This window comes from Salinispora oceanensis, from assembly GCF_000383575.1.
In the GTDB taxonomy this organism is placed as follows: Bacteria; Actinomycetota; Actinomycetes; order Mycobacteriales; family Micromonosporaceae; genus Micromonospora; species Micromonospora oceanensis.
This window is the reverse complement of the sequence record NZ_KB911579.1, coordinates 1744378-1769701: the sequence shown is the minus strand read 5'-3', so window position 1 is coordinate 1769701 and position 25324 is coordinate 1744378. Positions and strand designations below refer to the sequence as shown.

Genomic DNA, 25324 nt, shown 5'->3' with positions numbered 1-25324 from the left:
CCTGATTTTTTTGGGCGAGCAAAAACGGCGGCCGGCGAACCGGCCGCCGTTACAGCGGTAACACCCCCGTGGATTCCAGACCCGCGGGTGGGCGGGGCGATCAGACGCGGGCGCGGCGAGCCAGGCGCTCCGGGTCCAGGATGATGATGCTCTTGCCGTCCAGGCGCAGCCAGCCCCGCGAGGCGAAGTCGGCAAGGGCCTTGTTGACCGTCTCCCGGGAGGCGCCCACGAGCTGGGCGATCTCCTCCTGGGTCAGGTCATGGGTCACCCGCAGTACGCCGCCGTCCCGGGTGCCGAAGCGCCCCGCCAGCTGGAGCAGGTTCTTCGCGACCCGACCGGGCACGTCAGTGAAGATCAGGTCGGCCAGTGAGTCGTTGGTCCGGCGCAGCCGACGGGCGAGCACCCGCAGCAACTGCTCGGCGATCTCGGGCCGGTTGTTCAGCCAGGGGCGCAGCGCCTGCTTACGGAGCCGCACCAGGCGGGTGTCGGTTACCGCCGTCGCCGTCGCCGTCCGGGGCCCCGGGTCAAAGAGCGACAGCTCACCGACCATGTCCGACGGGCCCATGACCGCGATCAGGTTCTGTCGCCCGTCGGCCGCCCGACGTCCGACCTTGATTTTGCCGGAGAGGAGGATGTACAGGCTGTCACCGGGCTCGCCCTCGTTGAAGACGACATCGCCCTTGCGGACCTCGATCGTCTCCATCTCCTTGGCCAACGCCTCGGCAGCCTCCGGGTCGACCCCCTGGAAGATCCCACTCCGGGCCAGTACCTCGTCCATCGCGCACCTCCGCCTGCGCGTGCCGTCCGTCGGCGGGTCCGCCGTCCGCTTCTCCCTCGCGCTCGGTCAGTCTAGGCGCACGTGCGCGGATATTCCGAGGTGCACCCCGGGAAACGTGATCGTTGGGCGTAACCTGCCGGCCGTCGTCAACGTTACGGTACCCCGCCGCACCAGGTGAGGTGTGCCGGGCGCAGGAACGGGCCGTAGGGTCGCCCCGTGCTGAACGAACCGTCGCTGTGCACCCGTCGTGAGGACGGGCGGGACCTTCCGGTGCTGGTCTGGCGGGCCGAGCGGCCGTTACTCAGCGCGAGTTCAGCGGCGCTCGGCGGCGGGCTGGGCGTACGGAGCTGGGTGCTCAACGCGACCGTCCCGATGTCGTACGACCGGGACGACCCCGTCTCCCACCTGGCCGAACTGGCCGCGGGGTTCGGCCTCGACGGCCCTGGAGTGGGGCTGCTGACCGGGGTGGACGTCGCGGAGGTGGTGACCCGAACCGACACCGGAGTACGGGTCTGGGCGACCGTCGGGCTCGGCGTGCCGATCTGGGCCGCCGCCCCACCCGAGGCCGGGCCCGAGCGCGTCCCACCCGAGGCCGGGCCCGAGCGCGTCCCGGCCGTGGCCGGGCCCGGCGCAGGTGGTCATCCGGTCGGCACCGTCAACACCGTGGTGTACGTGCCGGCCCGGCTGGGTCCCGCCGCGCTGATCAACGCCGTGGCGACCGCCACCGAGGCGAAGGCGCAGGCCATCGCCGAGCTGGGAGTGCCCGGCACCGGCACCCCGACGGACGCGGTCGTTGTCTGCTGCCCGACTAAAGGGCCCGAGGCGCCGTACGGTGGTCCCCGCTCCACCTGGGGCGCACCGCTGGCCCGGGCGGTGCACCGGGCGGTCCTGGCTGGGGGCACCCGCCCGTTGGTGCCCTGGTCGCAGCGGCCGTCCGGTTGAGTGATCTCGCCAGATTAGGCCTCGTCGGCCGGGCGAGGGCCCGGTAAGGTCGCGGCGATGCGCGCCCACCTCAGGAAATTCACGTTCGCGGACCGTCTGCGTCGACTCCGGTCGGCCGGCGCGCTGCTCGCCGTGCTGGTCGTCGCCGGCTGCAGTACGGCCGGCCCCGATACGGGCGGGTCCGGCGGGGCGTGGCAGCCCGGCACTGCCGCCCCCTCCGCGTCCCCCACCGTGGCGGCGACAGTCTCCCTCACCGCCACCGGTGACATCATTCTGGGCAACGCCCCGGACCGGCTGCCCCCCAACGACGGGGAGGGCTTCTTCGACGAGGTGCGCCCGGAACTCGCCGCCGACCTGGTGATGGGCAACCTGGAGGAGCCGCTCACGGTCGACACCGGGACCGGCAAGTGCGGCGCGGACTCCACCAACTGTTATCAGTTCCGGGCCCCACCGGAGTACGCGGCGCACCTGCGCGACGGCGGATTCGGCCTGCTCAACCTGGCCAACAACCACGGAAACGACTTCGGCTCGAAGGGCCTCGAGAACACCCGACAGGCGCTTGAGCAGTACGAACTGGCGCACACGGGCGCGCCGGACCAGATCACCGTCGTGGACGTGCGCGGCGTCCAGGTGGCGGTGGTTGGCTTCTCGTCGTACGCGTGGTCGAACCCGCTGACCGACATCCCGGCGGGGGAACAGGTCGTCGCCAAGGCCGCTGAGCAGGCGGATCTGGTGGTGGTGCAGGTGCACATGGGTGCGGAGGGAGCCGACAAGACCCAGGTCAAACCGGGCACCGAGCAGTACCTGGGAGAAAACCGGGGCGACCCGGTCCGGTTCGCCAAGGCCATGATCGACGCTGGCGCGGATCTGATCGTCGGGCACGGCCCACACGTCCTCCGCGGCATGGAGTTCTACCAGGGCCGGCTGATCGCGTACAGCCTGGGCAACTTCGCCGGCGGTGGGAACACGCTCAACCGCAGCGGCCGGCTTGGCTGGGGCGGCGTGCTCAAGGTGTCGTTGCAGCCCGACGGCACCTGGGACGGTGGGTCGTTCGCCTCGACGCGGATGGACGAGTCGGGGCTGCCGACGGTGGACCCGGACGGCCGGGGCCTGGGGCTGGTGCGCGAGCTCAGTGCCGCGGACTTCCCGGATACCGGTGCGGTCTTCGATGACCAGGGGAAGATTAGCCTGCCGTGACGGTCGAGCCCACGACACGGGCACGCAGCGGTGACCGGTGGCCGGCGACGTAGGCTGGCCGGCGTGACCATCAGTCTCAGGGAGACCGACCTCGCTCGGACGCGCCGCGCCCGGCGGATCGGGCGGGTGCTGGCCGAGACCCACCCGGACGCGCACTGCGAACTCGACCACTCCAATCCGTTGGAGCTGGCCGTCGCGACTATCCTCTCCGCCCAGTGCACGGACAAGCGGGTCAACGAGGTCACCCCGAAGTTGTTCGCCCGCTACCCGCAGGCGGCCGACTACGCCGGCGCCGACCGGACCGAGCTGGAGGAGCTGATCCGCTCCACCGGTTTCTACCGCAACAAGGCAGATTCCCTGATCCGGCTGGGCCAGGGGCTGGTCGAACGACACGACGGCCAGGTTCCCGGGAAGCTGACCGACCTGGTGTCCCTGCCCGGAATCGGCCGCAAGACGGCGAACGTCATCCTCGGCAACGCGTTCGACGTGCCGGGAATCACCGTCGACACGCACTTCAACCGACTCGTACGGCGGTGGGGGCTGACCACCGAGACCGACCCGGTCAAGATCGAGCACGCGATCGGGGCGCTCTATCCGAAGCGCGACTGGACGATGCTGTCGCACCGGATCATCTTCCACGGGCGCCGGGTCTGCGCGGCCCGAAAGCCGGCGTGCGGCGCCTGCACCCTGACCAAGCTCTGCCCGTCCTACGGGACCGGGCCGACCGATCCGGCGGTGGCCGCGCGGCTGCTCAAGGGCCCCCGGGCCCGGGAGCTTGCAGTGGCCGCCGGCGTTGATCCGGAGCTGGTGCCGGCCCCGGACCAGGCGGTGGAGGCGCCGTGAGGAAGCGGCTGGTAGCCCTGCTCGTCCCGGCGTTGCTGGCGGTGGCCGGCTGCACCGACGCCGGGCCGGAGCAGGCCAGCACCCGGGATGAGGTGGCGCAGAACCGGCCCTCCCCGTTCGCGGACTGCTCCGGCCTGACTACCGACCAGCCCAGCGCCCCACCCGCCACTCCGGCCCCCGGTGGCACGCCCCTGCCGGAGCTGACGCTGCCCTGCTTCACCGGTGGTGCTCCGGTCGATCTGCACCAGATCCAGGGCCCAGCCGTGATCAACCTGTGGGCCTCGTGGTGTGCCCCCTGCCGGGCCGAGCTGCCCGCGTTCCAGCGGCTCAGCGAGCAGGCCGAAGGGCAGCTGACGGTCGTCGGGGTGAACATGCGGGATACCCGCAGCGGCGCCCAGTCGATCGGTGAGGACTTCGGAGTCCGCTTCCCCAGCCTGATCGACCAGGGCGAGGCGCTGCAACGGGCGTTGGGACGTAAGGCCATCCCGATGACCGTCCTCGTTGACGCGAACAGCCGGATCCGGCACGTCGATGTCTCCGGGGCGCTCGACGACGCCCGCCTCGCCGAGCTGGTCCGGGTGCACCTGGGCGTGGCGGTGCCGGAATGAGCCGCCCGGACCTCGCCCGCTACCCGGGTGCGGGGGTGCCGGGATGAGCCGGCAGCCGCCGTCCTGGCTCGATCCGCTGCTGACCCGGCTGGGCAGTGCTCGGACGGAGGACTTCACCCGGCTGGCCACCCCGGAAAGCGGTGGGCGGGAAAGCGCCGTGCTGGTACTGCTCGGCGAGGCACCCGGCACCGGCCCGGACGTGCTGATCCTGCAGCGAGCCGCTACCCTACGCAATCACGCGGGGCAGCCGGCCTTTCCCGGTGGTGCCGCCGACCCGGAGGACACGGACGCCTCTTCGACCGCGCTCCGCGAGGCGAACGAGGAGGTTGACCTCGACCCGGGAACCGTCACCGTCCTCGCCGAACTGCCGAAGCTGTGGATTCCGGTCAGCGACTTCGTGGTGACCCCGGTGCTCGGCTGGTGGCACGCCCCCCACCCGGTGCACCCCCGGGAGCCAGCCGAGGTGGCACAGGTGGCCCGGATGCCGATCACCGAACTGGTTGACCCGGAGAACCGGCTGCGCGTACGCCACCCGAGTGGCTGGATCGGCCCAGCCTTCTCCGCCCGCGGCATGCTGGTGTGGGGGTTCACCGCGGGGGTGCTCTCCGCCTTGCTCGACATGGGGGGCTGGGCCCGCCCGTGGCGCCCGGGGCCAGTGCTGGACCTTCCCCCGGTGGGCGCCGATCCGGCGCCCTCCGCCGGGACTGATGAGGCGGACGAGGGCGCTTTGCGCTGACTCCCGTGACTTTGCGTAGCGGCAGCAGCCGTCCCGTGGGTTCGGGCCCCGTAGGCTTGACCCGTGTCCGCCGTGGATCTCGTACTGCTCCTGCTCATGCTCGTGTTCGCGATCAGCGGATACCGCCAGGGTTTCGTCACCGGCGTGCTGTCGCTCTCCGGGCTCTTTCTCGGAGCGCTGGCCGGCCTACAACTCGGCCCCCGGCTCGCCCAGCAGTTCCTGGACAGCGGCACCCGGGTGTTGGTCTCACTGGTGGCGATCTTCGGGCTGGCGGTGGTGGGGCAGGCCCTCGCCGGCTGGCTCGGTACGCGCCTGCGACGCACGATCAACAGTGACGTCGGGCGGCAGGCGGACGATATCGGCGGCGCCTTCGTCTCGCTCTTCGCCGTGCTTCTGGTCGCCTGGCTGGTCGCGGTCCCACTGGGCTCGTCATCGCTGCCCTGGCTGGCCTCCGCGGTCCGCAACAGCGCGTTGCTCACCGTGGTGGACCGGGTCCTGCCCGACCAGGCCCAGGAGCTCTCCGCCGCGCTGCGGGAGACCGTCGACACCAACGGCTTCCCGGATGTCTTCGGTGCGCTGGCGCCCACCCGCGCCCGGCAGGTCGCCCCGCCCGACCCCGCACTCATCGGATCGCAGGTGGTGGCCAACAGCAAAAGCTCCGTGGTCAAGGTGCTCGGCTCCGCCCCGAGCTGCTCCCGCCGCCTGGAGGGCTCCGGCTTCGTCTACGCCGACGACCGGGTGATGACCAACGCGCACGTGGTGGCCGGAACCCGCTCCACCGTCGTCGAGCTCAACGGCGAACGGTACGACGCTCAGGTGGTGGTGTATGACCCGGACCGGGACCTGGCAGTCCTGCACGTCCCGGGTCTGCCCGGCCCGTCGATGCGGTTCGCCGCCGGCAACGAGGGCAGCGGCGCGGACGCGATCGTGCTCGGCTTCCCGCTCGACGGCCCGTACAACGCGCAGTCGGCCCGGGTCCGGGAGGTTGACGAGATCACCGGCCCGGACATCTACTCCAGCGGGAACGTGACCCGGGAGGTCTACACGATCCGGGCCCTGGTGCAGAGCGGGAACTCCGGCGGCCCGTTGGTCTCCACGAACGGCCTGGTGCTCGGGGTGATCTTCGCGGCGGCGGCTGACGACCCGAACACCGGCTTCGCGGTGACCGCGGCCGAGGCCCGTTCGGTGGCCCTGGCCGGAGCCGAGAGTGTGCGCGGCGTCAGCACCGGTGAGTGCACCTGAGCGCCTCAACGACGGTGCGGTGGGGTGGCCCGCCAGACCGTGAACACCGCGGCGGTCGCGGCCACCACGGCGGTACCCAGCAACCATCCGGCAACCACGTCGCTGCTCCAGTGCACGCCCAACGCCACCCGGCTGAATCCGGTCACCAGGGCGAGGAGGAGCGCGGCGGCCCAGACCGCGTACCGCTTGACGGAGCGGCCCGGCCCAGGGCGGAAGACCACCAGCAGTACGCCCGCGGCGAGCGTCGCGTTCAGCGCGTGCCCGGACGGAAACGCGAGCCCGACCGCCTGGGCCAGGGGCTTCGGGAACTCCGGCCGGGGACGCCCGACGAGCAGCTTGAGCAGCGGGCTCAGCAGCCCGCCGACCGTCATGGTGACGGTCACCCAGAGCGCCAGCTGCCGAGCCTGACGCCGGGCCAGCCAGCCAACCACCACCAGCGCGCCCAACCGTAGCGGCATCGGTGCGAAGACCTCGGTCCACATGTTCAGCGCCTCGGCCCACCCCGGATGCCGCAGCCCGTAGCCGACGAGCGCCTCGGTCACCACCCGGTCCAGCCGCCGCAGCGGCGACCAGGACGCCAGCACCAGCAGCGCGAGTAGGAACGGCACCAGCACCAGGAACGCGGAGACAACGGCGAGGGTCAGCCGCAAACCCAACCCGTCGTCGGGGTGCAGGCGGCGGTCGCGCCACGACGGCCGGGCGGCGGTACCGTGGCCGGGCGCGCGCATACCTCCGTCTACCCGGATCGCGACCGGGCATTCTGGTGCGGTGGGGCCGGCCCCGGCTCCCACGAGGCAGCCGGGATGAACTCGAGCCCAGCCGGGCCGGTATCCGTGCTGGCCGCGCTCGGTGCCGGACCGAAGCCGACCACCCCCGGCGAGGACTGGTCATCCAGCGGGTTGAGCCCGATCGGCTCCACCTCGTCGGTCAGCGCCGCGACCGGGTCAACCAGCCCGTACCCGAAGCTGTCGTCCCGCCCGGCGGGACCGATGTCCCGAGCGGTACGCAGCATTCGATTGATCACATCGCCGGCGGGCATCTCTGGATACCGGGCCCGGATCAGCGCGGCGGTGGCCGAAACCAGTGGCGTGCCGAAGCTGGTGCCCTGAACCCGCCAGTACCCGTCCGGTGGCCGCGCGCCCACCAGACCGCTCGCGGGCGCGGAGAGCACCGTCTCCCGGCCGGTGATCGCGCCGGACCAGAGCTGCTCACTCTCCCGGTCCAGCCCGGAGACCGCGACCACCCCCGGCTCCCGGGCCGGGTACCAGACCGTGCTGGAGTTCGATGCGGTCTCGTTGCCGGTGCAGGCGACGACCACCACGTCCCGGGCGAACGCGTAGTCCAGCGCGGCGGCCAGGGCCGGGCTGGCGCTGCTGCCACCGAGCGACAGGTTGATCACCCGGGCGCCGTTGTCGACGGCCCACCGTACGCCGTTCGCCACGATCAACGCGTCGTCGTAGCGGTTCTCCGCGTCCAGGACCCGTACCGGCAGGATTCGGGCATCGGGGGCGAGGCCCACCACCCCGCGGTCGTCGTCCTGGCGGCCCGCGATCAACCCGGCCACGGCCGTCCCGTGCCCCACCGGATCCGGGTCGGCGGTGCTCGCCGACTCGACCAGGTCGAGACCGGGTAGCACCCGCCCAGCCAGGTCCGGATGGCTGGCATCCACACCGGAGTCGATGACCGCCACCACCACCCCGGCCCCGGTCGAGGTGCGCCACGCCGTGCTGGCGCGCAACATGTCCAGCTGCCACTGGTCGTCGCGAACCTGGTCGGCGGAGTGTTCGGTCTGCTCCGCCAGGATCCGGCCAGCCGAGTGGCCGGGGCCGCCGGCGGCGATTTGCCCAATGTGGTCGGGGAGGGCGGTGCTGACCTGCCCGGTGTGCGGGACGACGGCGACCGGCACGGCGACGGCGACGGCGACCGACGTCAGCGAGAGCCACGTCCGCCCGGCGCCCCGGCGGGTGGCGGACCTGCTACCACGCCGTACCCCGGTCACGTCCTTGACCATTCGCATTCGACCAACCTAGCCATAACATTCGGAGATTACCGGTTCCCGCGGCCCCGCAGGTGTATCCCGGCAACATCGGCCACGTCGGCGGCGGGTGCTCTCGGTCGTCGGCTGACCATACGAACGGGCCCGGGGGCTGCTCGGTTGAGCGCCCCCGGGCCCGCCGGTGGTTGAGGGTCAGTGCGCGGAGCCGCCGTGCTCCTCGGCCTCCCGGCCGCGCCGGATGGACGCGACGATCTCCTCCTCCGCCTCCTGCCGGCCCACCCAGGTGGCGCCCTCGACAGACTTGCCGGGCTCGAGATCCTTGTACACCTCGAAGAAGTGCTGGATCTCCAGGCGGTCGAACTCGCCGAGGTGGTGGATGTCGCGGAGGTGCTCCTGACGCGGGTCCTCGTACGGGACGCAGAGGACCTTGTCGTCGCCACCCTTCTCATCGGTCATCCGGAACATGCCGATGGTGCGGCACCGGATCAGGCAGCCCGGAAAGGTCGGCTCCGGGACCAGCACCAAGGCGTCCAGCGGGTCGCCGTCCTCGCCCAGGGTGCCCTCGATGAAGCCGTAGTCGGCGGGGTACTGCGTGGAGGTGAAGAGGGTGCGGTCCAGCCGGATCCGACCGGTCACGTGGTCAACCTCGTACTTGTTGCGGTGACCCTTCGGGATCTCAACCGTGACGTCGAAATCCATCTGCACGCTCCTCGTCTGCCCACGCTGGCATTGACCGGCGGCGTTCGTCGCCGGACAGGGTGGAATCCCCGCCCGCCGGTCCGGTAGCCGCATAGTCTTCGGACCGAAGTAGTGTCACCCAAGCAGGTTCCGTGGGACGAGGAGGGGGTCGTGGGGAGGGAAGATTCACACTACCGTCCGGCGGGGGGACCTGGACGGGAGACCGGTAGATCTGCTGGCGACAGCGCGGTTGGGCGGGTGCCGGTGCCCGAGGCCCACCCCGACCACCGCCCCGCCGGCCCGGAACCGGGAACGCCGCCGGATCGACCTGGCCCGGCCGGGCAGCCGCCGTCGGCGGCGTCCGCCGACCGCGGCAGCCGCGTCCCCGTACCGTCCGGGCCGGCCTCGTCCGGTCGGCCTCGGCGCTGGTTACTGCCGGCCGTGCTGGCCGCGGTGGTGCTCCTCGCGCTGGCCGCGGTCGGGGTGACCGTGGTGTGGTCGGGCCCGGCGGCCGAGTGGCGTGCCGGCGATGCCGGGGAGCAGCCCGCCGCGGCGCCGCCGCCGGCGGTGCTGGCCGTGGCCGACCAGAACGCGCCCGAGCCTGCCGCCGCCGAGGTGCGTGCCGTGCTCGACCCGCTGGTCGGCTCCGCCGCGCTGGGCGACCGGGTCAACGTCTCCGTCGCCGACGTCGCGACCGGGACGATTCTGTATGACCAGGGTGCTGGGGACGGCACCGTGCCCGCCTCCGTGACCAAGCTGGTCACCGCCGCGACCGTACTCGCCGCGCGTGGCCCGGGGCACCGGATCCCCACCCAGGCGGTCGCCGGGACGGCCCCCGGCGAGGTCGTGCTCATCGGTGGCGGCGACCCGACGCTCGCCGTGGACGACGCCGGTTTCTACCCGGGCGCGGCGCGCCTTGATGAGCTGGCCGCGCAGGTGAAGGCCGCGCTTGGTGGCGTCGCCCCGACCCGGGTCGTGGTCGACTCGTCGCTGTACTCCGGGCCGGTGCACGCGTCCGGCTGGGACGACGACATTCCTACGGGCGGGTACGGCTCGGCGATCACCGCGCTGATGACCGACGGCGCCCGCAGTGACCTGGAGCAGGCGAAACGGGACCACGACAACGGTGCCCACGCCGCCGAACGGGTGCCGGAGCCGGACCTGCACGCCGGCGAGGCGTTCGCCCGGTTGCTGGGCGTACCGGTGGAGGCGGTCGAGCTGGGCCCGGCGCCCGAGGCCGGCGCGGATGCGACGGCGGGTGCGCCCGGTAGCGAGCTGGGCGTGGTGCAGTCGTTGCCGATGGTGCGACTGGTCGACATCATGATCGCCGATAGCGACAACGTGGTGGCCGAGGCCCTGGCCCGGCAGGTGGCCCTGGCCCGGGAGCAGCCGGCGTCCTTCTCCGGTGCGGGGGAGTCGATGGAGGCGGTCGCGGGGGAGCTGGGGCTGCCGGTTGACGCGCTCACCCTTACCGACGGCAGTGGCCTGTCCCGCAGTAACCGGATCAGCCCGTCGCTGCTCACCGAACTGATCCGGCTCGCCGCCGACGGCAGCCGTCCCGAGCTGGCGACGCTCTTCGGTGGCCTGCCGGTCGCCGCCTGGTCGGGCACCCTCGCCGATCGCTACACCGATGTCGCGGCGCAGGCCGGGGCTGGGATGGTCCGCGCCAAGACCGGCACGCTGACCGGAGTCCACGCGATCGCCGGGTTGGTAACGACCGCGGACGGGCGCCTGCTCACCTTCGCGGTGCTCACCGACCGGGCACCCAGCGACGGGCTTAAGGCGACCCGGTATGAGCTGGACCGGATCGCCGCGGCCCTCGCCTCCTGCGGCTGCCGCTGACCTCGGCCCGGTGCGCTCCGGCGCGGTGGGGAGGGACCGGGTCGCGACCGTCGTGGCCCGGTCGGCGCACGAGCGCACGGGTACGGTGGGCCCATGGCGCAGTTCGTGGACTGGGATCTGGCCGCGGCGACCGCGGGGACGCTCGGCAAGACGGGCCCGCGCGTCTCCTACGCCGAGGCCACGGAGGTCGTCGGCGACCTGCGACGGCTGACTGACGAGGCGGCCGAGCACGTCGGCGACTTCACCGGGCTCCGATCGCAGGTGTCGCATCCGCCGGTGCAGGTGGTGGACCGTCGAGACTGGGCGGCGACCAACATCGCCGGGCTGCGCGAGGTCATCGGCCCCCTGGTCGGTCGCCTCGCGGGAGACAAGCAGCCCGGTGTGTTGACCGAGGCGATCGGTTCCCGGATCACCGGCGTGCAGGCCGGCACGGTGCTGGCGTACCTCTCCGGCCGGGTCCTCGGCCAGTACGAGGTCTTCTCCGGCGAACCGGGCCAGCTAATGCTGATCGCGCCGAACATCGTCGAGGTGGAGCGGAAGCTGGCCGCCGAGCCCCGCGACTTTCGGCTCTGGGTCTGTCTGCACGAGGTCACCCACCGCACCCAGTTCACCGCGGTGCCGTGGCTGCGGGCCTACTTTCTCGGTGAGGTACAGGCGTTCGTCGACGCCTCCAGCGCCGGCGCGGACCCGTTGGTCGAGCGGCTGCGGCGCGGGGTCGCCCTCCTCGCCGACGCGGTGCGGGAGCCGGCCGGTCGCAGCAGCGTCCTGGACATCGTCCAGACCCCGGCCCAGAAGGCGGTGCTGGATCGACTCACCGCGCTGATGACGTTGCTCGAGGGGCACGCCGAGTTCGTGATGGATGGCGTGGGGCCGCAGGTGATCCCGAGCGTGGAGCGGATCCGGGCGTCGTTCAACCGCCGTCGGGAGTCGGGCAACCCAGTGGAGAAGGCGCTCCGTCGGCTGCTCGGGGTGGACGTCAAGCTGCGTCAGTACGCCGAGGGGCGGCGGTTCGTCCACGGTGTCGTCGAGCGGGTTGGCATGGCGGGCTTCAACCGGGTCTTCGCGTCACCGCTGACCCTGCCCCGCCTCGCCGAGCTCAGCGACCCGGACGCCTGGGTGGCCCGGGTGCACGGGCCGGCCGGCCCGCTCCCGGCCGGCGACTGACCGACCGCCCGTGGCCGCACTCGCCCCACCGGTCGCCGCGATCCGCCGCGCGATCCGGCATGCGCTGATCGAGCTACCCGGTCCGGGGCCGGTCCTGGTGGCCTGTTCCGGGGGAGCCGACTCGCTCGCTCTCGCCGCCGCGACCGCCTTCGTGGCACCCCGACTCGGGCGATCCGCCGGTCTGGTCACCGTTGACCATGGCCTGCAGGAGGGTTCCGCGCAGCGGGCGGCGGCGGTGGCCGACTGGGCCCGGGCGGCCGGCCTCGCCCCGGTCGAGGTGGTCCGGGTGGACGTGTCTGGGCGGCCCGGGGGCCCGGAGGCCGCCGCCCGGGCGGCCCGCTACCGGGCGTTGACCGAGGTGGCCGGCGGGGTTGGGGCGGCGGCGCTACTCACCGGACACACCCGCGACGATCAGGCGGAGACGGTGCTGCTGGCGATGGCGCGCGGCGCCGGCCCGCGCGGCCTGTCCGGGATGCCGGCGCAGCGGCGGCTCGGCCCGGTGCTGCTGCTGCGCCCGTTGCTGGAGGTGGGGCGGGAGCAGACCCGGGCGGCCTGTACGGCGCTGGGGCTCGACCCCTGGGAGGACCCGCACAACGCCGATCCGGCGTACGCCCGCGCTCGGGTCCGGGCCGAGGTACTGCCGGTGCTGGTGCGGGCCCTCGGCCCGGCCGTGCTGGACAACCTGGCCCGTACCGCCCGGCTGGTCGCCGTTGACACGGCGGCGCTGGACGAGCAGGCCAGCGCTGCGCTGGACGGGGTACGGCACCCTGACGGCGGGCTCTGCGTGGGCGGGCTCGCGGAGCTGGCGCCGGCGGTCCGGGGGCGGGTGTTGCACGCCTGGGCCCGGGAGCTGGGGGCGCGCCCCGCCGCCCTGTCGCACCGGCATGTGGGCGCGTTGGAGGCTTTGATCACCGGCTGGCGTGGGCAGGGGGCGGCGCACCTGCCGGGCGGGCTACGGGTGCTCCGCCGGGCGGGTCGGCTCGCCGCGGTCAACCCGGACGCGCAGGGGTGACCGGAGGAGTTTCCCTGGTCAGCGGAGCGGGGCCGGTCCTGTTTGCCGGTCTTTGCGGAGAAACCCGGCCTGGGTCGTATAAAAGGAGCGGCCCCGCCGACGGAGACCATCGTGCGTACGGCAGGCTAGGAGCCATGGCTGACGGCTCCTGGTACGACGCCGATATCGACCACGTGATCATTTCGGAGGCGCAGATCCGCGAAAAGACGGCGGAGTTGGCCAAGCAGATATCGGCGGACTACGCCGACGTTGAGGACGGGCTGCTGCTCGTCTGCGTCCTCAAGGGCGCGGTGATGTTCATGGCCGACTTCGCCCGGGAGCTGGGCCGGCAGGGCCCCCCGGCCGAGCTGGAGTTCATGGCGATCTCCTCGTACGGGCAGGGCACCACCTCCTCCGGCGTGGTGCGGATCCTCAAGGACCTGGACCGGGACATCGCCGGCCGGCATGTGGTCGTGGTGGAGGACATCGTCGACTCCGGGCTGACCCTCTCCTGGCTCCTGCGCTATCTGGAGTCCCGCTCGGCGGCGAGCGTCGAGGTGGTCGCGCTGTTCCGCAAGCCGGAGGCGGTGAAGGTGCCGGTCGCGGTCAAGTACGTCGGCTTCGACATCCCGACCGAGTTCGTCGTCGGCTACGGGCTCGACTTCGGCGAGCGCTACCGGGAGTTGCCCTTCGTCGGCGTACTCCGACCGGAGGTCTACGCCCGGTAGGAGCGCTTGCTTCGACGCTCAGCGGACTCTCAGCCGCACGGACTAGGGTGGAGACCGGCGGCGTGGAGCAAATCTCCCCGCCCGACCTCCTCAACCGCGGGACCGGGCGGTTGCGGAGCCGGGTGCGGAGCTCCCGCCCCGCTGGCGGGAACCCCGGTTCGCCCTACGCGTAAGTGCTGGGGCTGGCATGCTCGCATCCGGCACGAACGGTGTACGGTCGAGTGACCGTGGCGCGATGTGGTGCCCCGGGGGGTCAGATCGGCCCGCACGGCGGCCCAGCCGCCGCGCTGGCGGCGACACCTTTCAGACGGTCCAGACGTCGATCAGGAGGATGCGAGCGTCTCGGCGCTCGACAATAGTATGGAACGTACGCGTTTCTTCCGCCGACCGGTGTTCTGGATCTTGCTGGTCATCGTCGGCGCGTATTTTCTCTATGCCGTGGCCTTCAATGAGCCCGAATACCACCAGGTGGAAACCTCCGTCGCGCTGGAGCAGCTCGACAAGGGTGGCATTGAGAAGGTCGTCTTCGCCGACAAGGAGCAGACGATCCGGCTTGACCTGGCCGAGCAGGCCAAGTTCGGTGACACCACCACCAACCGGATCGAGGCACAGTTCCCGTACGAGAACGGCGCCCAGGTCTGGGACGACGTCCTCGACGCCAAGGCGAACAACCGCGTCACCGGCCCGGCCGACACGGAGGTCTCGTCCGACAGCATCTGGATGACCCTGCTGGTCAGCCTGCTCCCCATCCTGCTGCTGGTGGCCCTGCTGGTGTTCTTCATGTCGCAGATGCAGGGCGGCGGCTCCCGGGTGCTCAACTTTGGCAAGTCCAAGGCCAAGATGATCACCAAGGACACGCCGAAGACGACCTTCGCTGACGTGGCGGGCTCCGAGGAGGCCGTTGAGGAGCTGCACGAGATCAAGGATTTCCTGCAGAACCCGGCGAAGTACCAGGCGCTCGGCGCCAAGATCCCGAAGGGTGTGCTGCTCTTCGGCCCGCCCGGCACCGGTAAGACCCTGCTGGCCCGCGCGGTCGCCGGGGAGGCCGGGGTGCCCTTCTACTCCATCTCCGGCTCGGACTTCGTCGAGATGTTCGTCGGTGTCGGCGCCAGCCGGGTCCGGGACCTCTTCGAGCAGGCCAAGACGAACGCCCCGGCGATCGTCTTCGTGGACGAGATCGACGCGGTCGGCCGGCACCGCGGCGCCGGCATGGGCGGCGGTCACGACGAGCGGGAGCAGACCCTCAACCAGCTCCTCGTCGAGATGGACGGCTTCGACACCAAGGGCGGCGTCATCCTGATCGCCGCCACCAACCGGCCGGACATCCTCGACCCGGCGCTCCTGCGGCCGGGCCGCTTCGACCGGCAGATCCCGGTGGACGCGCCGGACATGGAGGGTCGTAAGGCGATCCTGCGGGTGCACGCCAAGGGCAAGCCGTTCACCCCCGATGTTGATCTCGATGCGGTGGCGCGGCGCACCCCTGGCTTCAGCGGTGCCGACCTGGCCAACGTGATCAACGAGGCTGCGCTGCTCACCGCCCGCCGGGACAAGCGGGCGATCACCGACGAGTCGCTGGAAGAGTCGATCGACCGGGTGATCGCCGGCCCCCAGCGCCGTACCCGGGTGATGAGTGACAACGAAAAGAAGATCACGGCGTACCACGAGGGCGGGCACGCACTGGTCGCCTGGGCGCTGCCGCACGCCGCTCCGGTGCACAAGGTGACCATCCTGTCCCGGGGCCGGTCCCTGGGGCACACCCTGGTCCTGCCGACCGAGGACAAGTACACCCAGACCCGGGCCGAGATGGTCGACACCCTGGCCTACGCGCTGGGTGGCCGGGCGGCCGAGGAGCTCGTGTTCCACGAGCCGACCACCGGCGCCGGCAACGACATCGAGAAGGCCACCCAGCTGGCCCGCGCGATGATCACCCAGTACGGGATGAGCTCCAAGCTCGGTGCGCTCAAGTACGGCAGCAGCGGTGACGAGCCGTTCCTGGGCCGCAACATGGGCAACGAGCGGGGCTACTCCGACGCCGTCGCCGCCGAGATCGACGCCGAGATGCGGGCCCTGATCGAGCTGGCGCACGACGAGGCCTGGGAGATCCTGGTCGAGTACCGCGACGTCCTGGACAACATCGTGCTGGAGCTGATGGAGAAGGAGACGCTCTCCACGGCCGACATGGCTCGCATCTGCGACCGGGTGGCGAAGCGCCCGCCGATGGCTCCGTACAACGGGTTTGGCAAACGTCAGCCCTCCACCGAGCCGCCGGTTCTGACGCCCGCCGAGAACGAGGCGCTCAAGGCGCAGGGCTCGGCCGACACCGCCTCCATCAGCGGCGCCGCCTCGAACAACTCGGACGGCCCGCACTGAACAGCGACGACGAGGTGGCCAACCTCCCGCCGGGGTTGGCCACCTCCACCTCCGCCACCGAGCCCGACGGCGACCTGGACCACGTCGCCGCTCGGCTGGTCAGCGGCCGGCTCGCCGGCCGTCCGGTCGAGGAGAGCGTTGACCTGGCCCGGCTGGAGAAGGCGGTCCGCGAGATCCTGATCGCGGTCGGCGAAGACCCGGACCGCGACGGGCTCCAGCAGACCCCGGCCCGGGTCGCCCGGGCCTACGCCGAGTTGTTCGCCGGGCTCCGGGTCGATCCGGCGCAGGTGCTCAGCACCACCTTCGAGGCCAGCCACGACGAGCTGGTGCTGGTCCGGGACATCGATGTGATGAGCCTCTGCGAGCACCACCTGCTGCCGTTTCGGGGCAGCGCCCACATCGGGTACGTTCCCGGCACGGACGGCCGGATCACCGGTCTCTCCAAGCTGGCCCGGCTGGTAGAGGTCTTCGCGCGTCGTCCCCAGGTGCAGGAGCGACTCACCGCGCAGGTCGCCGACCTGCTGATGGCGCAGCTCCAGCCGCGTGGCGTGATCGTCGTCCTGGAGTGCGAACACATGTGCATGGCGATGCGCGGCATCCAGAAGTCGGGAGCCCGCACGATCACCTCCGCCGTACGCGGCAGCCTGCAAGCGGATGCGAGGACCCGCGCCGAGGCGATGGCCCTGATTAACTCGCGCTGACCCCGCCCACCCGGCGGGTCAACCGCCGCCCCGGGACACCGCTACGTCTCCGCCGAGTTCAGCCCAGCAGGGCGAGCAGGAGCACCGCACTGGCCAGAACCGCCGGGACGAGGCAGACCAACGCCCCGAGCCGGGGAGTGCGGTCCGGTTGCCCGGCCGCGTCCGGCCCGGCGAGGCGCCCCACGCACCACCAGCCCACCGCGAACGCCCCCGCCGGCGTCGCCAGCCCGACGACCAGCGCGGCGGCGCTCACCGTGCTGGGGCCGGTGACGACGAGCAGGATCAGCTGGACCAACGGCATCAGCAGAGCCAGCGGGGCGTAGCAGAGCAGGTTACGGGCGATGACGGGCCAGCCGGCCAGGTTGACCAGCCCGCGGGCGGCCAGGGCGGCGTCCGCCGACTCCACCCGGCCGGCCGCCTCCCGCAGCGCGGCCAGCACCGTCGCCGGCCCACTCGCCATCGACCGGCTCGCCGCCGAGAGCTCCGGTGGCGTCGGTGCCAGCGAGATCGGCGGTACGCCGGACTCGCGCAGCCGCGCCTCCTGCCCGGCCAGCTGGGCCCGGACTGTCGCCAACTCCTCCCGGGCGGCCGCGACCGCGCGAGCCTGCTCGCCCGCGACGGTGGCTGCACTTCGGCGTACCTCGTCGAGCTGCCGGGTCGCCGCGAGGTATTCGGCCCACGCCACCTCGACCGGCTCGTGTGCCGCCGCCTCGTCCTGGGCCGCCGCCTCGTCGTGTGCCGCCGCCTCTTCCTGGGCCTTCCCGTCGTGGGTGGGCTCCGGCTGGTGGGTCGGCTCCTCGTTGTGGGCCGGCTCCGGCTCCGGCTCGTGGTCGGGCAGCGGCTGGTGGGCCGCCGCCGGCGGATGGACCGGCTGCGGTACGTGGATCGGCGGCGGCGGGGCGGTCGGCGGTTGCTGCCGATCCGGGCCCCGATCCTGGATGGGTATCCGGCTCACGTCAGGACCGGCTTCGTGGCGAACGGAACCAGGACGACGCCCTGCTCGCTGTGGCCGTCCCAGAGCAGCGCGCGGTCTGGTCGAGGACGCCACTCCACCGGCCGGCCGAAGAGCGCCCCGAGCTGGGCCCCCGGCACGTCCACGACGGCGACCGTGGCGAGTTTGGTCAACTCGTCTCCTGGCTCGAGTAGGGACGCGAATGAGGGTACGGTGCCCCACCGGCCGAGCAGGTGACGACCGGCCGGTGGCCCCTCCCGGAGCAGGGTGGCGAGTCGCTCCGGCGGAACCGGCCCGGAGCCCGGCCCGCCCAGGTCGAAGACGACCAGGTAGGCCGGCTCGGCCGAGTCGAGGGCGGCCGGCAGGTCAGCCTGATCCACCACCTCGACCGAGTGCTGGGTGGCCAACTCGGCGGCGAGTGCCGCGGCGAGCGGCCCCGCCTCGTCCGCGGAAGGCACCACCACGAACCGGGCGGAACCCGGCTGGTGGTGGGCGGCGACGCTGCGGGCCGCGGTGACCAGCAGGCCAGCTGCCGCCACACTGCCACCGAGTACCGCCAGATTGCGCCCCGGGGCGGCGTCGAGCGACACCGTCACCGTGGACCGGGTCACATCCACCGCCCGGCCCAGCAACGCCACCGGCCCGGTCGCCCCACCGGCCACCGCCGCTCGGTAGCGGGGATCGTTGCGGAGCTGCGGCTGGGCATAACCGGCGAAGACGACTGGTGGGGCGCTTCGCTCCGGGCGGGCCGCCCAGAGCCGGTGCCGCAGGCCCTCCACCACCGCACAGTGATCCAGCGGATCGGGGAAGCGGACCACCCGTTCGTGTCCCCGGATGGCGCCCCGCGGCCCCCCGAGGCCGCCCGCGGTGTTGACCGCCGCACTCCCCACCGCCAGCCCAGCCGCCGAGTCGTTGGTCGAGGCCAGCACCGCGCCCCCGCCGGGAAGCGCCACCCGTACCGGGAACTGCCCGAGCAGTGGATCCCGCTCACCGCGCGCCCGAAGGCCCAGGTCTCCCTCCCCGGCCAGGAGCAGATGCACGCCGTACGACCGGCCGGTGCGCGCCACGGCCTCGAGCAGGGCCCGGGCCTTGGTGGCGATCCGGTCCCGGCCGGTGAGTAGCCGCGGTAGGCCGTCCACCACGGCGACGATCCGGGGCAGCTCCCGGTGTTGCCGCAGCTCCTGGTAGCGCTGCCCGCCGGCTCGCGCACCGGCCTCCTCGCGGCGGCGGACCTCGGTGGCCAGGAGGTCGAAGAGATCCAGCACGTATTCCCGGTCGGCGGTGATGGCGGCGGCCCGGACCTGTGGAATCCAGGAGCGGTCGCGTTCGGTCTGGAGGAACTCGGTGAAGGACTCCCCGGCGCCGAGGTCGGCCAGGTAGAGGACGAGCTCCTCGGGACCGTAGCGGGCGGTCAGACCGAGCAGGGCGGTGGCGAGGAACGTCGATCGACTGGTGTCGGAGCGGCCGCTCACCAACCAGTGCGGCGTCAGCTCGGAGAAGCCCAGGGAGACCGGTCGCCCCCCGGCGTCCCCTACCGTCGTCGCCATCCCGGCCCGGGAACTCGTCGTCCACACCGGCTCGCTCGGCTCCGGAAGCAGCTCGGCCAGGGCCAGCCGGGAACCCTCCTCCACCTGCTCGGCGAGGCGACGGCAGACCTTGTCCACGAGGCCTGCCGGGGGGTCCGGCTCGAGGAAGACCGGCGAGTTCAACCCGCCTGGTGGGTCTGCTTCCGGAGCCCCGAAGACCGTGCCGGGCGGGCCAGTGAGTAGCGCGTACGCACTGCGGACCGCCAGCGCGGCGGCGCGTGGCAGCGGAGCGAGGCCCGCCGGCCACCCCGCCACCAGCAGGTGCAGGCCACTCGCGCTGCCCTGCTCGGCGAGCGCTTCCAGGCGGGCCAGGTCGGTAGGGCCGGTGGACTCGGGCAGCGCGGCGACGACCAGGAGCAGGATTCGGTCGTGCCGGCGTCGGTCGTCTCCGGCCGGGGCCACCCACCGCTCCGCCTCCGCCAGCACCGCCCGCAGGCCGGCGACGTCCGTAACCGGAGGCGGCAGGAGGCCGGCGTCGGCGAGCGCCGCGAACGGGGCCAGCGCGGTACCCGTACCGTCAACGGCGCGTACCAGCAGCGCCCCGGCCGGCGTGGCCGCCAGCAGTCGGAACAGGACGGCCCGGACCAGGCCGGCCACCCGCGGATCCCCGGTGTCGGCGTCGATCGTCAGGTTCCCGGCGCCGATCAGCGGGACCAGCGCGGGGAAGCGTGCCTCGTCGAGCGGGGCGGCGGTGCCGACCCGGACGAAGCGCGGCGACCCCTCCCCGGCGAGGGTCTCCGCCGGCAGGGTCTCCAGCGCGGCTCCCGCCCAGCCGGGGGCGAGTTGACTGGCGGCGCTCCGCAGCCGGTCGGCGAGCTCGTACTGGCGGGCGTGGTCGGCGGGAGCGGGGCGGATGTCGTCGAGAACGTCGGCGGCGGCGAGCGCGGTGGCGGCAGCCTGCCGGTGTAGGGCGGCGGCCCGGTTTGCCCGCCTCCTCGGACCCACCGCGTCCACCCCCTTTTCGCGAGGTCGGCGACCCACCCCGCGCGAAGACCGTAGCGCAGGACGAGCCGGTTCCGACGGAGGCGCCGCGGTGCTGCTTCGGTGTTGTTGCCGATGTCACCAGCGGGGAGGAAGCCGTCACGATCTGCCTAATCTGGGCATTGGGCCAGCGGCCGGCAGCCGCTAGCCTCAGGGGGTGGAATCAGTGCAGCCCCCCGCCGGTTCCCAGGTGTCCCGCCTACCGGCGCAGCGGCCTCCCTCGGAGCAGCTGGCGGCCCCACCAGCGGCGCCCGCACCAGGAGCGGGGACGCCGGTCCCGCCGCGGCGGCAACGACTTCGCACCGTCCTCACCGTGACCGCCGCCGTGCTGACGGCGCTCGTGCTGGGCGGGATCGTCGGCGGCTACGTCCTCTACGACCGGGCCACCACCCCCGACCGCAGCGCCCCGGAGGTAGTCGTGGACAACTACCTTCGCGCGTTCCTCGTGGATCGGAATGACACACTCGCCGATCTGTTCGTCTGCGCCGAGGGAGCGTCCCTCGCCGAGCTGGGGGCGTTGCGCGAGGACCTGGTCGCGCGGGAGGCGCGGTTCGCGGTGCCGATCTCCGTCAGCTGGGGAAATCTCGTGATTGGGCGCGAGGGCGACGAGGCGGTCGTCGAGCTGGAACTGGTGATCTCCGCTCACGTTGACGGTGTTTTCCAGAGTGACCAGCAGCCGTGGCGCTTCACCACCCGGCTGGGCGAGGACTGGCGGGTCTGCGCCGGCGCGCGGATGGACTGACCCTATTCGATCCAGAGCAGGTGGACGGGGACCTCGAGCGTGGTCGGGGTCTGCCCGCGCCAGGCCCACCGATACCACTCCACCTCGGGGGTAACCCGGACGCAGATGTCCCCCTCGGCGCTCGAGTAGGTCTCGGTGACCGCGCGTAGGTCCCGGTGTTCGGCCGCGCCCTCCACGTGCACGACCCGCCGGCCGGCGACGGCGTCGGCCTCGAAGACCGGCGTCGGCGCCCGGTGCGTCGGCGCGTCCAGGGAGACCAGCCGGTCGGCCTCCGCGGGCGGCAGCTCCGGCCGCTGCCCGACTGTCTCCACCCAGACCCGGTCGACCGGGACGAGAGGGGCGAAGACCTCGACCTGATCGGCCTCGGCGCGGTACCACTCGTGCTCGGCGATGACCGGCACGTAGGTGCGGGCGCCCTGGACCACGCGGTCGTCCGCGCGGAGGTCGCCGCGCCAGCCCAGCCCGGGCTGGCCGACCCGCACCCGACGCCCGCGCAGCTCGACCCGGCCGGAGGCCGGCAGCACCGCGATCGGTCGGGGCGGCAGCGGCGTCCAGTCCGGCTGGTCCAGGAAGGGGTCGGGGAGGGGGTCTGTCATCGCCGTCGGTGCCTCACTCCACGCTCCGCAGCGGCGCGCCCTGCTCCCGCATGAAGCGCACCGGGTCGATCGCGCCGTCGCTGCTTCGGTCACCATCGGTGTGCACCTCGAAGTGCAGGTGCGGGCCGGAGGAGTTGCCGCTGCTGCCGATCACCCCGATCTCCTCCCCGGCGCGCACCGAATCGCCCGCGCTGACCTTGGGTTTCTCCGCCAGGTGACAGTAGCGGGTAATGATCTTCCCGGCGTGGGCGATGTCGACGAACCAGCCACAGCCGCCCTTGCCCGGCCAGCCGTCCACGTCGCAGCTCAGCTCCCCGGCCCGGTCCGGGTCGCAGCGGGCGACCAGGACCCGCCCGCTGGCGGCGGCCTGGATCGGGGTGCCCTTGTCGGCGGCGATGTCCACCCCCTGGTGCGCCGGCCGTTCCTGGGTACGGAAGCCGGAGCCGACGTCACCGGGGATCGGAGCGGTCCAGCCGGAGGCGGCGATCCGGCCATCCTCCGCGGCGTCGCAGGCGTGCCCGCCGTCGACCGGCACGGTCCGGGCCGCGCCACCCGCCAGCGAGTTGACGATCTTCGACGCCAGCGCCTCATGCTTCGCGTAGGCGTCCGGGAAGGCGCTGACCTGCACGGCCTGCGCGGCCCGGGTCAGCGGCAGCTGCTGCCAACCGGGGACCTCCACCAGCTTCTCGTAGAACTTGCGGGCCGCGTACTCCGGCGTCATCCGCTCCTGGACCGAGCCCCAGCCCGCCCGCTGCTGGAACAGCCCCACCGAGTCGTGGTCCGAGCCGACGCCCTCGTTGGGGAGCTGCTCCGACCCGGGGACCGTGGGGTTGGCGAGATTGCGCAGCCGGGACTCCTGCATGGCGGTCGCCACGGCGATCACCCACCCGCGGGGCGGCACCTGCAGCTCCTGCCCGACCTGGATGATCCGGGCGGCGTTGCGGAGCTGGAGCTCACCGTACTGCGACATCTGCGGCATCGCCCCGGCGACCTCGACCCGGAAGTCGTCGGTGCACTCCTGGTTGGTGAGCCGGAGCTCGTCGTCGCCGCCGAGTTCGGTGAGGAAGAAGGCGGCCGCGCCGCCGGCGCAGCAGAGCAGGGTCAGCGTCGCGGTGAGTGCGAAGGCCAGCACGCCGAGGCGCAGGCGACCGTGCTTCGGCTCGACTGCGTCGCTCATGCCTGCTCCCAGTCCACCGCGTCCACCCGCCACCGGCCGTCCGGCGCCACCAGCTCCAGCCGGAGCCGGCCGGTGTCGAAGGGCACCCGCGCCTCGACCACCCGCTCCGACCGGGCCGTGACCGTCACGGTGCCTGCCACCTCACCGGTCGGGACCTCGACCGGATCCACCTCGGCGAGCTGCTCGGCCAACGCCGGAGTGGCCAGGGGACGCAGCCCGGCGTGCCAGGCCGCGGCGGTCATTCCCGGGCGCCCTTTCCAGGCGGTGACGAACTCGTCGGCGACCTGCTCGGGCGTCGCCGCACCGGGCGCGGTCACCGGCGTGGGGGCGCGCTCGTCGATCAGCCCGTCGTCGCCGACCGTCGGGTGCACCGTGGTGATCGGCTGCTCCGGGCGGTTGCTGAGGCCGCTCCCCGGCTCCCCCGCCCCGACGACCAGCCGGGTGGTGCCGATGATGCCCACCACCACCACGGCGAGCGCCAGGGCGATCCCCACCCGAGACCGGAACACCCGGGTGAGGAGCTCTTCGATTGCCCGCCGCACCGCGATCACCGGGCCTCGGAGCGGATCCGGGGGGTGCTCCGTTCCGGCGCGGGCTTCGTCGCACCGGGTCGGTAGATGACAAAGGAGGGGCTCTCCTGCGGGCCCTCCGGCTCGGTCCAGCTCGCCGGCGCCCGCCGCTGCCGCGGGGCGGGGGTGGTGCGGTCCGGGGAACGCGACTCCCCGGACGCCGACGCCCCGTCCGGCCGCTCGCGGTGCTCCGACCGGGCCGCGGTCGCGGGCACCAGCTCCTCGTGCCGGGCCTCCGGCCGCAGCCTGCTCTGCTCCGCCACCACCGCCCCGCGGCGACCCGAGCTCGGCTCGCCGGCACCGCGGGGCTCCGCGTCGAGGCGGGACGCGGCGCGCATGTCCCGGAAGAACCGGCGGTGCCAGGAGCTGGCTGGGCCGCCCGGCGCACTCCCGCCCTTGCCGCCGAGCTGGGTGACCCGTCGGTAGGGGCGCAGCAGCAGCCAGCCGACCACGCCGCAGAGCCAGACCAGCACCACCTGGAGCCAGCCGGGCAGGGTCGGGGTGCTCATGATGAGGTCCACGGCGAAGAGGTAGATCGCGGCGCCGGTGCCGAAGATGGCGATGTTGAAGACCGCCGCGACCACCGCGTTACCCAGCCGGCGCAGCCCGGCGCTGGCCGGGCGGAGCAGGCCGACGGTGCCGAGGATCGGCGCGGCGATCACCGCCCAGCGGAAGAGCAGGAAGCCCAGCAGTACCAGCACCGACGCGGTGAGATCGAACATCGCGAAGAGCAGCGCGGCGAGCACCGCGATGAAGCCGGCACCGACCCGGTCCATGTCCCGGAGCCCCTGCAGGTACTCGTACGCCTCCGGATCCTCCTGCTTGATCTGCTGCGCGACCCGCGCCCACTGCTGTTGCTTGGCCCGGACGGTGGCCTCTCGGGTGGCGGGGAACTCTCGGAGCTTCTCCACCTCCTGCCAGGAGAAGGACTTCGCGTCGTAGAGCGCCGGTCCGTACTTCTTCGCGGTCTCGCTGTCGGCCGAGCCCAGCACCCCGCGCAGCCAGTTGCGGTAGAGCATCGTCTCGGTGGCCGTGTCGCTCGCCCGCACCGCCGGTGGCCGCTTGTCGATGCAGGCCTCCGGATTTGGAAGCACGCACTGGCCCGGTGGTGCGTCCCGGGTGGCCGGTCCGACCGCGTCGTGCACCACCCCCAGCGTGGTGACCAGGGTGCCGTCGGCGACGTTGGCGGACTTCACCGGCCAGGCGGCCAGCGCGGTCACCGCCACCATCACGAGCAGGGCCCAGCCCGCGGTCGTCATGGCGTTACTCATGTCCGACTGGCGGGACCGCCAGAGCAGGTAGAGCCCGACCACGCAGAGGGTGACGATCCCGAAGACGCTGAACACCTTCTGGTAGACCGCCGTGGTGGCCTGCTCCACCAACGGATCGGCCCAGCCCCACATCGACCGCGGGTCCCAGGCCCGCTCCCGCAGGGCGTTCGAGGCGCCGATGATCGCGGTGGCGATCATGAACTCGCCGTTGGCGACCGTGTTGGTGAACTTGTAGTCCGGGTGCAGCACCGCGGTGGCGCAGCCGGTGTCGATGTCGTAGGTGGAGTAGCTGTATCCCGCGTAGCCGTAGTCGCTGTAGAACCCCTTCGGGCCGGGCTCCTTCGCGGCCTCCGGACGAGCCGCGAACCAGCCGGCGAGGCCGGAGTCCGGCGCCGTCGGCGTCGGGGCGTTGCGGCAGGTGACGTCGTCCTCGGCGACCTCCGCGAGCCGGGCGACACAGGCGCGGAAGCCGGCCTGCCACTCCTCGGTGGTGCAGGGGCCGGCTGGGGCCTGGGTGGATAGCTCCGGGCCCGGTGCCGCCGCCGCGCCGACCCCCGGCCAGCTGACCGTGGCCCCGGCGAGGACGCCGAGAGCCAGCAGGAGCGCCACCGTCCGAGCCCGGGCCCCGGCCATC

23 protein-coding genes are annotated in these 25324 nt (G+C 72.7%); 13 read left to right on the top strand and 10 right to left on the bottom strand.

The features are described 5' to 3' along the window. Nucleotides 1-100: 100 nt before the first annotated feature. Nucleotides 101-778 carry a Crp/Fnr family transcriptional regulator gene (locus tag SALPAC4_RS0108210; protein ID WP_018222205.1) on the bottom strand — a complete coding sequence of 226 codons (678 nt, stop codon included), beginning with the start codon at nt 776-778 and terminating at the stop codon, nt 101-103. Between the two features lie 216 nt (nt 779-994). On the opposite strand from SALPAC4_RS0108210, the gene SALPAC4_RS0108205 reads away from it, so the two are divergent. From SALPAC4_RS0108205 to SALPAC4_RS0108180, 6 genes are all read left to right on the top strand, one after another. Continuing rightward, a complete protein-coding gene (locus SALPAC4_RS0108205; RefSeq protein WP_019869907.1) occupies nt 995-1720 on the top strand; it encodes an adenosylcobinamide amidohydrolase in 726 nt (241 codons plus the stop codon). Nucleotides 1721-1777: 57 nt separating this feature from the next. After that, complete coding sequence (locus SALPAC4_RS0108200; RefSeq protein ID WP_019869906.1) at nt 1778-2917, top strand: CapA family protein; 1140 nt, start codon at nt 1778-1780, stop codon at nt 2915-2917. 30 nt (nt 2918-2947) lie between these two features. Beyond that, nucleotides 2948-3760: an endonuclease III gene (gene nth, locus SALPAC4_RS0108195; protein WP_027644300.1), complete on the top strand. Its 813-nt coding sequence runs from the start codon at nt 2948-2950 to the stop codon at nt 3758-3760. Beyond that, a complete protein-coding gene (locus SALPAC4_RS0108190) occupies nt 3757-4368 on the top strand; it encodes a TlpA family protein disulfide reductase (RefSeq protein WP_019869904.1) in 612 nt (203 codons plus the stop codon). Before nth ends, SALPAC4_RS0108190 begins: the two co-directional genes overlap by 4 nt. A 43-nt stretch (nt 4369-4411) precedes the next feature. Further along, nucleotides 4412-5104 (top strand): NUDIX hydrolase, encoded by a 693-nt coding sequence (locus SALPAC4_RS0108185; protein ID WP_019869903.1) that lies wholly within the window; start codon nt 4412-4414, stop codon nt 5102-5104. 63 nt (nt 5105-5167) lie between these two features. Beyond that, nucleotides 5168-6346: a MarP family serine protease gene (locus SALPAC4_RS0108180; protein WP_019869902.1), complete on the top strand. Its 1179-nt coding sequence runs from the start codon at nt 5168-5170 to the stop codon at nt 6344-6346. A gap of 5 nt (nt 6347-6351) precedes the next feature. On the opposite strand, the gene SALPAC4_RS0108175 is transcribed toward SALPAC4_RS0108180, so the two are convergent. From SALPAC4_RS0108175 to SALPAC4_RS0108165, 3 genes are all read right to left on the bottom strand, one after another. After that, nucleotides 6352-7074 carry a phosphatase PAP2 family protein gene (locus SALPAC4_RS0108175; RefSeq protein ID WP_020113471.1) on the bottom strand — a complete coding sequence of 241 codons (723 nt, stop codon included), beginning with the start codon at nt 7072-7074 and terminating at the stop codon, nt 6352-6354. 8 nt (nt 7075-7082) lie between these two features. Further along, entirely contained in the window at nt 7083-8357 is a 1275-nt protein-coding gene (gene mycP, locus SALPAC4_RS0108170) for a type VII secretion-associated serine protease mycosin (protein WP_027644299.1), read from the bottom strand. 177 nt (nt 8358-8534) lie between these two features. After that, nucleotides 8535-9041 (bottom strand): inorganic diphosphatase, encoded by a 507-nt coding sequence (locus tag SALPAC4_RS0108165; protein WP_018731386.1) that lies wholly within the window; start codon nt 9039-9041, stop codon nt 8535-8537. Nucleotides 9042-9461: 420 nt separating this feature from the next. Between SALPAC4_RS0108165 and dacB the strand changes: the two genes are divergently transcribed. The 6 genes from dacB (at nt 9462) to folE (ending at nt 16816) form a co-directional block, all read left to right on the top strand. Further along, on the top strand, nt 9462-10862 hold the full coding sequence (dacB, locus tag SALPAC4_RS0108160) for a D-alanyl-D-alanine carboxypeptidase/D-alanyl-D-alanine endopeptidase (protein ID WP_019869899.1): 1401 nt from the start codon (nt 9462-9464) through the stop codon (nt 10860-10862). Nucleotides 10863-10955: 93 nt separating this feature from the next. Beyond that, entirely contained in the window at nt 10956-12026 is a 1071-nt protein-coding gene (locus tag SALPAC4_RS0108155) for a zinc-dependent metalloprotease (protein WP_019869898.1), read from the top strand. A gap of 10 nt (nt 12027-12036) precedes the next feature. Beyond that, the gene (gene tilS, locus SALPAC4_RS0108150) at nt 12037-13038 is read left to right on the top strand and encodes a tRNA lysidine(34) synthetase TilS (protein ID WP_019869897.1); all 1002 of its coding nucleotides are present in this window, start codon (nt 12037-12039) and stop codon (nt 13036-13038) included. Between the two features lie 134 nt (nt 13039-13172). Continuing rightward, complete coding sequence (gene hpt / locus SALPAC4_RS0108145; protein ID WP_018731390.1) at nt 13173-13745, top strand: hypoxanthine phosphoribosyltransferase; 573 nt, start codon at nt 13173-13175, stop codon at nt 13743-13745. A gap of 360 nt (nt 13746-14105) precedes the next feature. Continuing rightward, complete coding sequence (gene ftsH / locus SALPAC4_RS0108140; protein WP_019869896.1) at nt 14106-16115, top strand: ATP-dependent zinc metalloprotease FtsH; 2010 nt, start codon at nt 14106-14108, stop codon at nt 16113-16115. A gap of 14 nt (nt 16116-16129) precedes the next feature. Continuing rightward, nucleotides 16130-16816 (top strand): GTP cyclohydrolase I FolE, encoded by a 687-nt coding sequence (gene folE / locus SALPAC4_RS0108135; protein WP_019869895.1) that lies wholly within the window; start codon nt 16130-16132, stop codon nt 16814-16816. Between the two features lie 58 nt (nt 16817-16874). Here the strand turns inward: folE and SALPAC4_RS0108130 are convergent, their stop codons facing one another. Together SALPAC4_RS0108130 and SALPAC4_RS0108125 are read right to left on the bottom strand one after the other, a co-directional pair. Beyond that, a complete protein-coding gene (locus SALPAC4_RS0108130) occupies nt 16875-17771 on the bottom strand; it encodes a hypothetical protein (RefSeq protein WP_019869894.1) in 897 nt (298 codons plus the stop codon). Then, nucleotides 17768-20308: an FtsK/SpoIIIE domain-containing protein gene (locus tag SALPAC4_RS0108125; RefSeq protein ID WP_019869893.1), complete on the bottom strand. Its 2541-nt coding sequence runs from the start codon at nt 20306-20308 to the stop codon at nt 17768-17770. Before SALPAC4_RS0108125 ends, SALPAC4_RS0108130 begins: the two co-directional genes overlap by 4 nt. A 193-nt stretch (nt 20309-20501) precedes the next feature. Here SALPAC4_RS0108125 and SALPAC4_RS25210 point away from each other — a divergent pair, with 193 nt between their 5' ends. Beyond that, entirely contained in the window at nt 20502-21077 is a 576-nt protein-coding gene (locus SALPAC4_RS25210; RefSeq protein WP_033664746.1) for a hypothetical protein, read from the top strand. Nucleotides 21078-21079: 2 nt separating this feature from the next. On the opposite strand, the gene SALPAC4_RS0108115 is transcribed toward SALPAC4_RS25210, so the two are convergent. The 4 genes from SALPAC4_RS0108115 to SALPAC4_RS0108100 are packed head-to-tail and all read right to left on the bottom strand — an operon-like array spanning nt 21080 to nt 25323. Next, complete coding sequence (locus SALPAC4_RS0108115) at nt 21080-21673, bottom strand: hypothetical protein (protein WP_019869891.1); 594 nt, start codon at nt 21671-21673, stop codon at nt 21080-21082. 13 nt (nt 21674-21686) lie between these two features. Then, a complete protein-coding gene (locus SALPAC4_RS0108110) occupies nt 21687-22850 on the bottom strand; it encodes a M23 family metallopeptidase (protein ID WP_019869890.1) in 1164 nt (387 codons plus the stop codon). Next, on the bottom strand, nt 22847-23401 hold the full coding sequence (locus tag SALPAC4_RS0108105; RefSeq protein WP_019869889.1) for a hypothetical protein: 555 nt from the start codon (nt 23399-23401) through the stop codon (nt 22847-22849). The genes SALPAC4_RS0108110 and SALPAC4_RS0108105 overlap by 4 nt, the downstream gene beginning before the upstream one ends. After that, on the bottom strand, nt 23398-25323 hold the full coding sequence (locus SALPAC4_RS0108100) for a hypothetical protein (protein ID WP_019869888.1): 1926 nt from the start codon (nt 25321-25323) through the stop codon (nt 23398-23400). Before SALPAC4_RS0108100 ends, SALPAC4_RS0108105 begins: the two co-directional genes overlap by 4 nt. Nucleotide 25324: the final 1 nt, after the last annotated feature.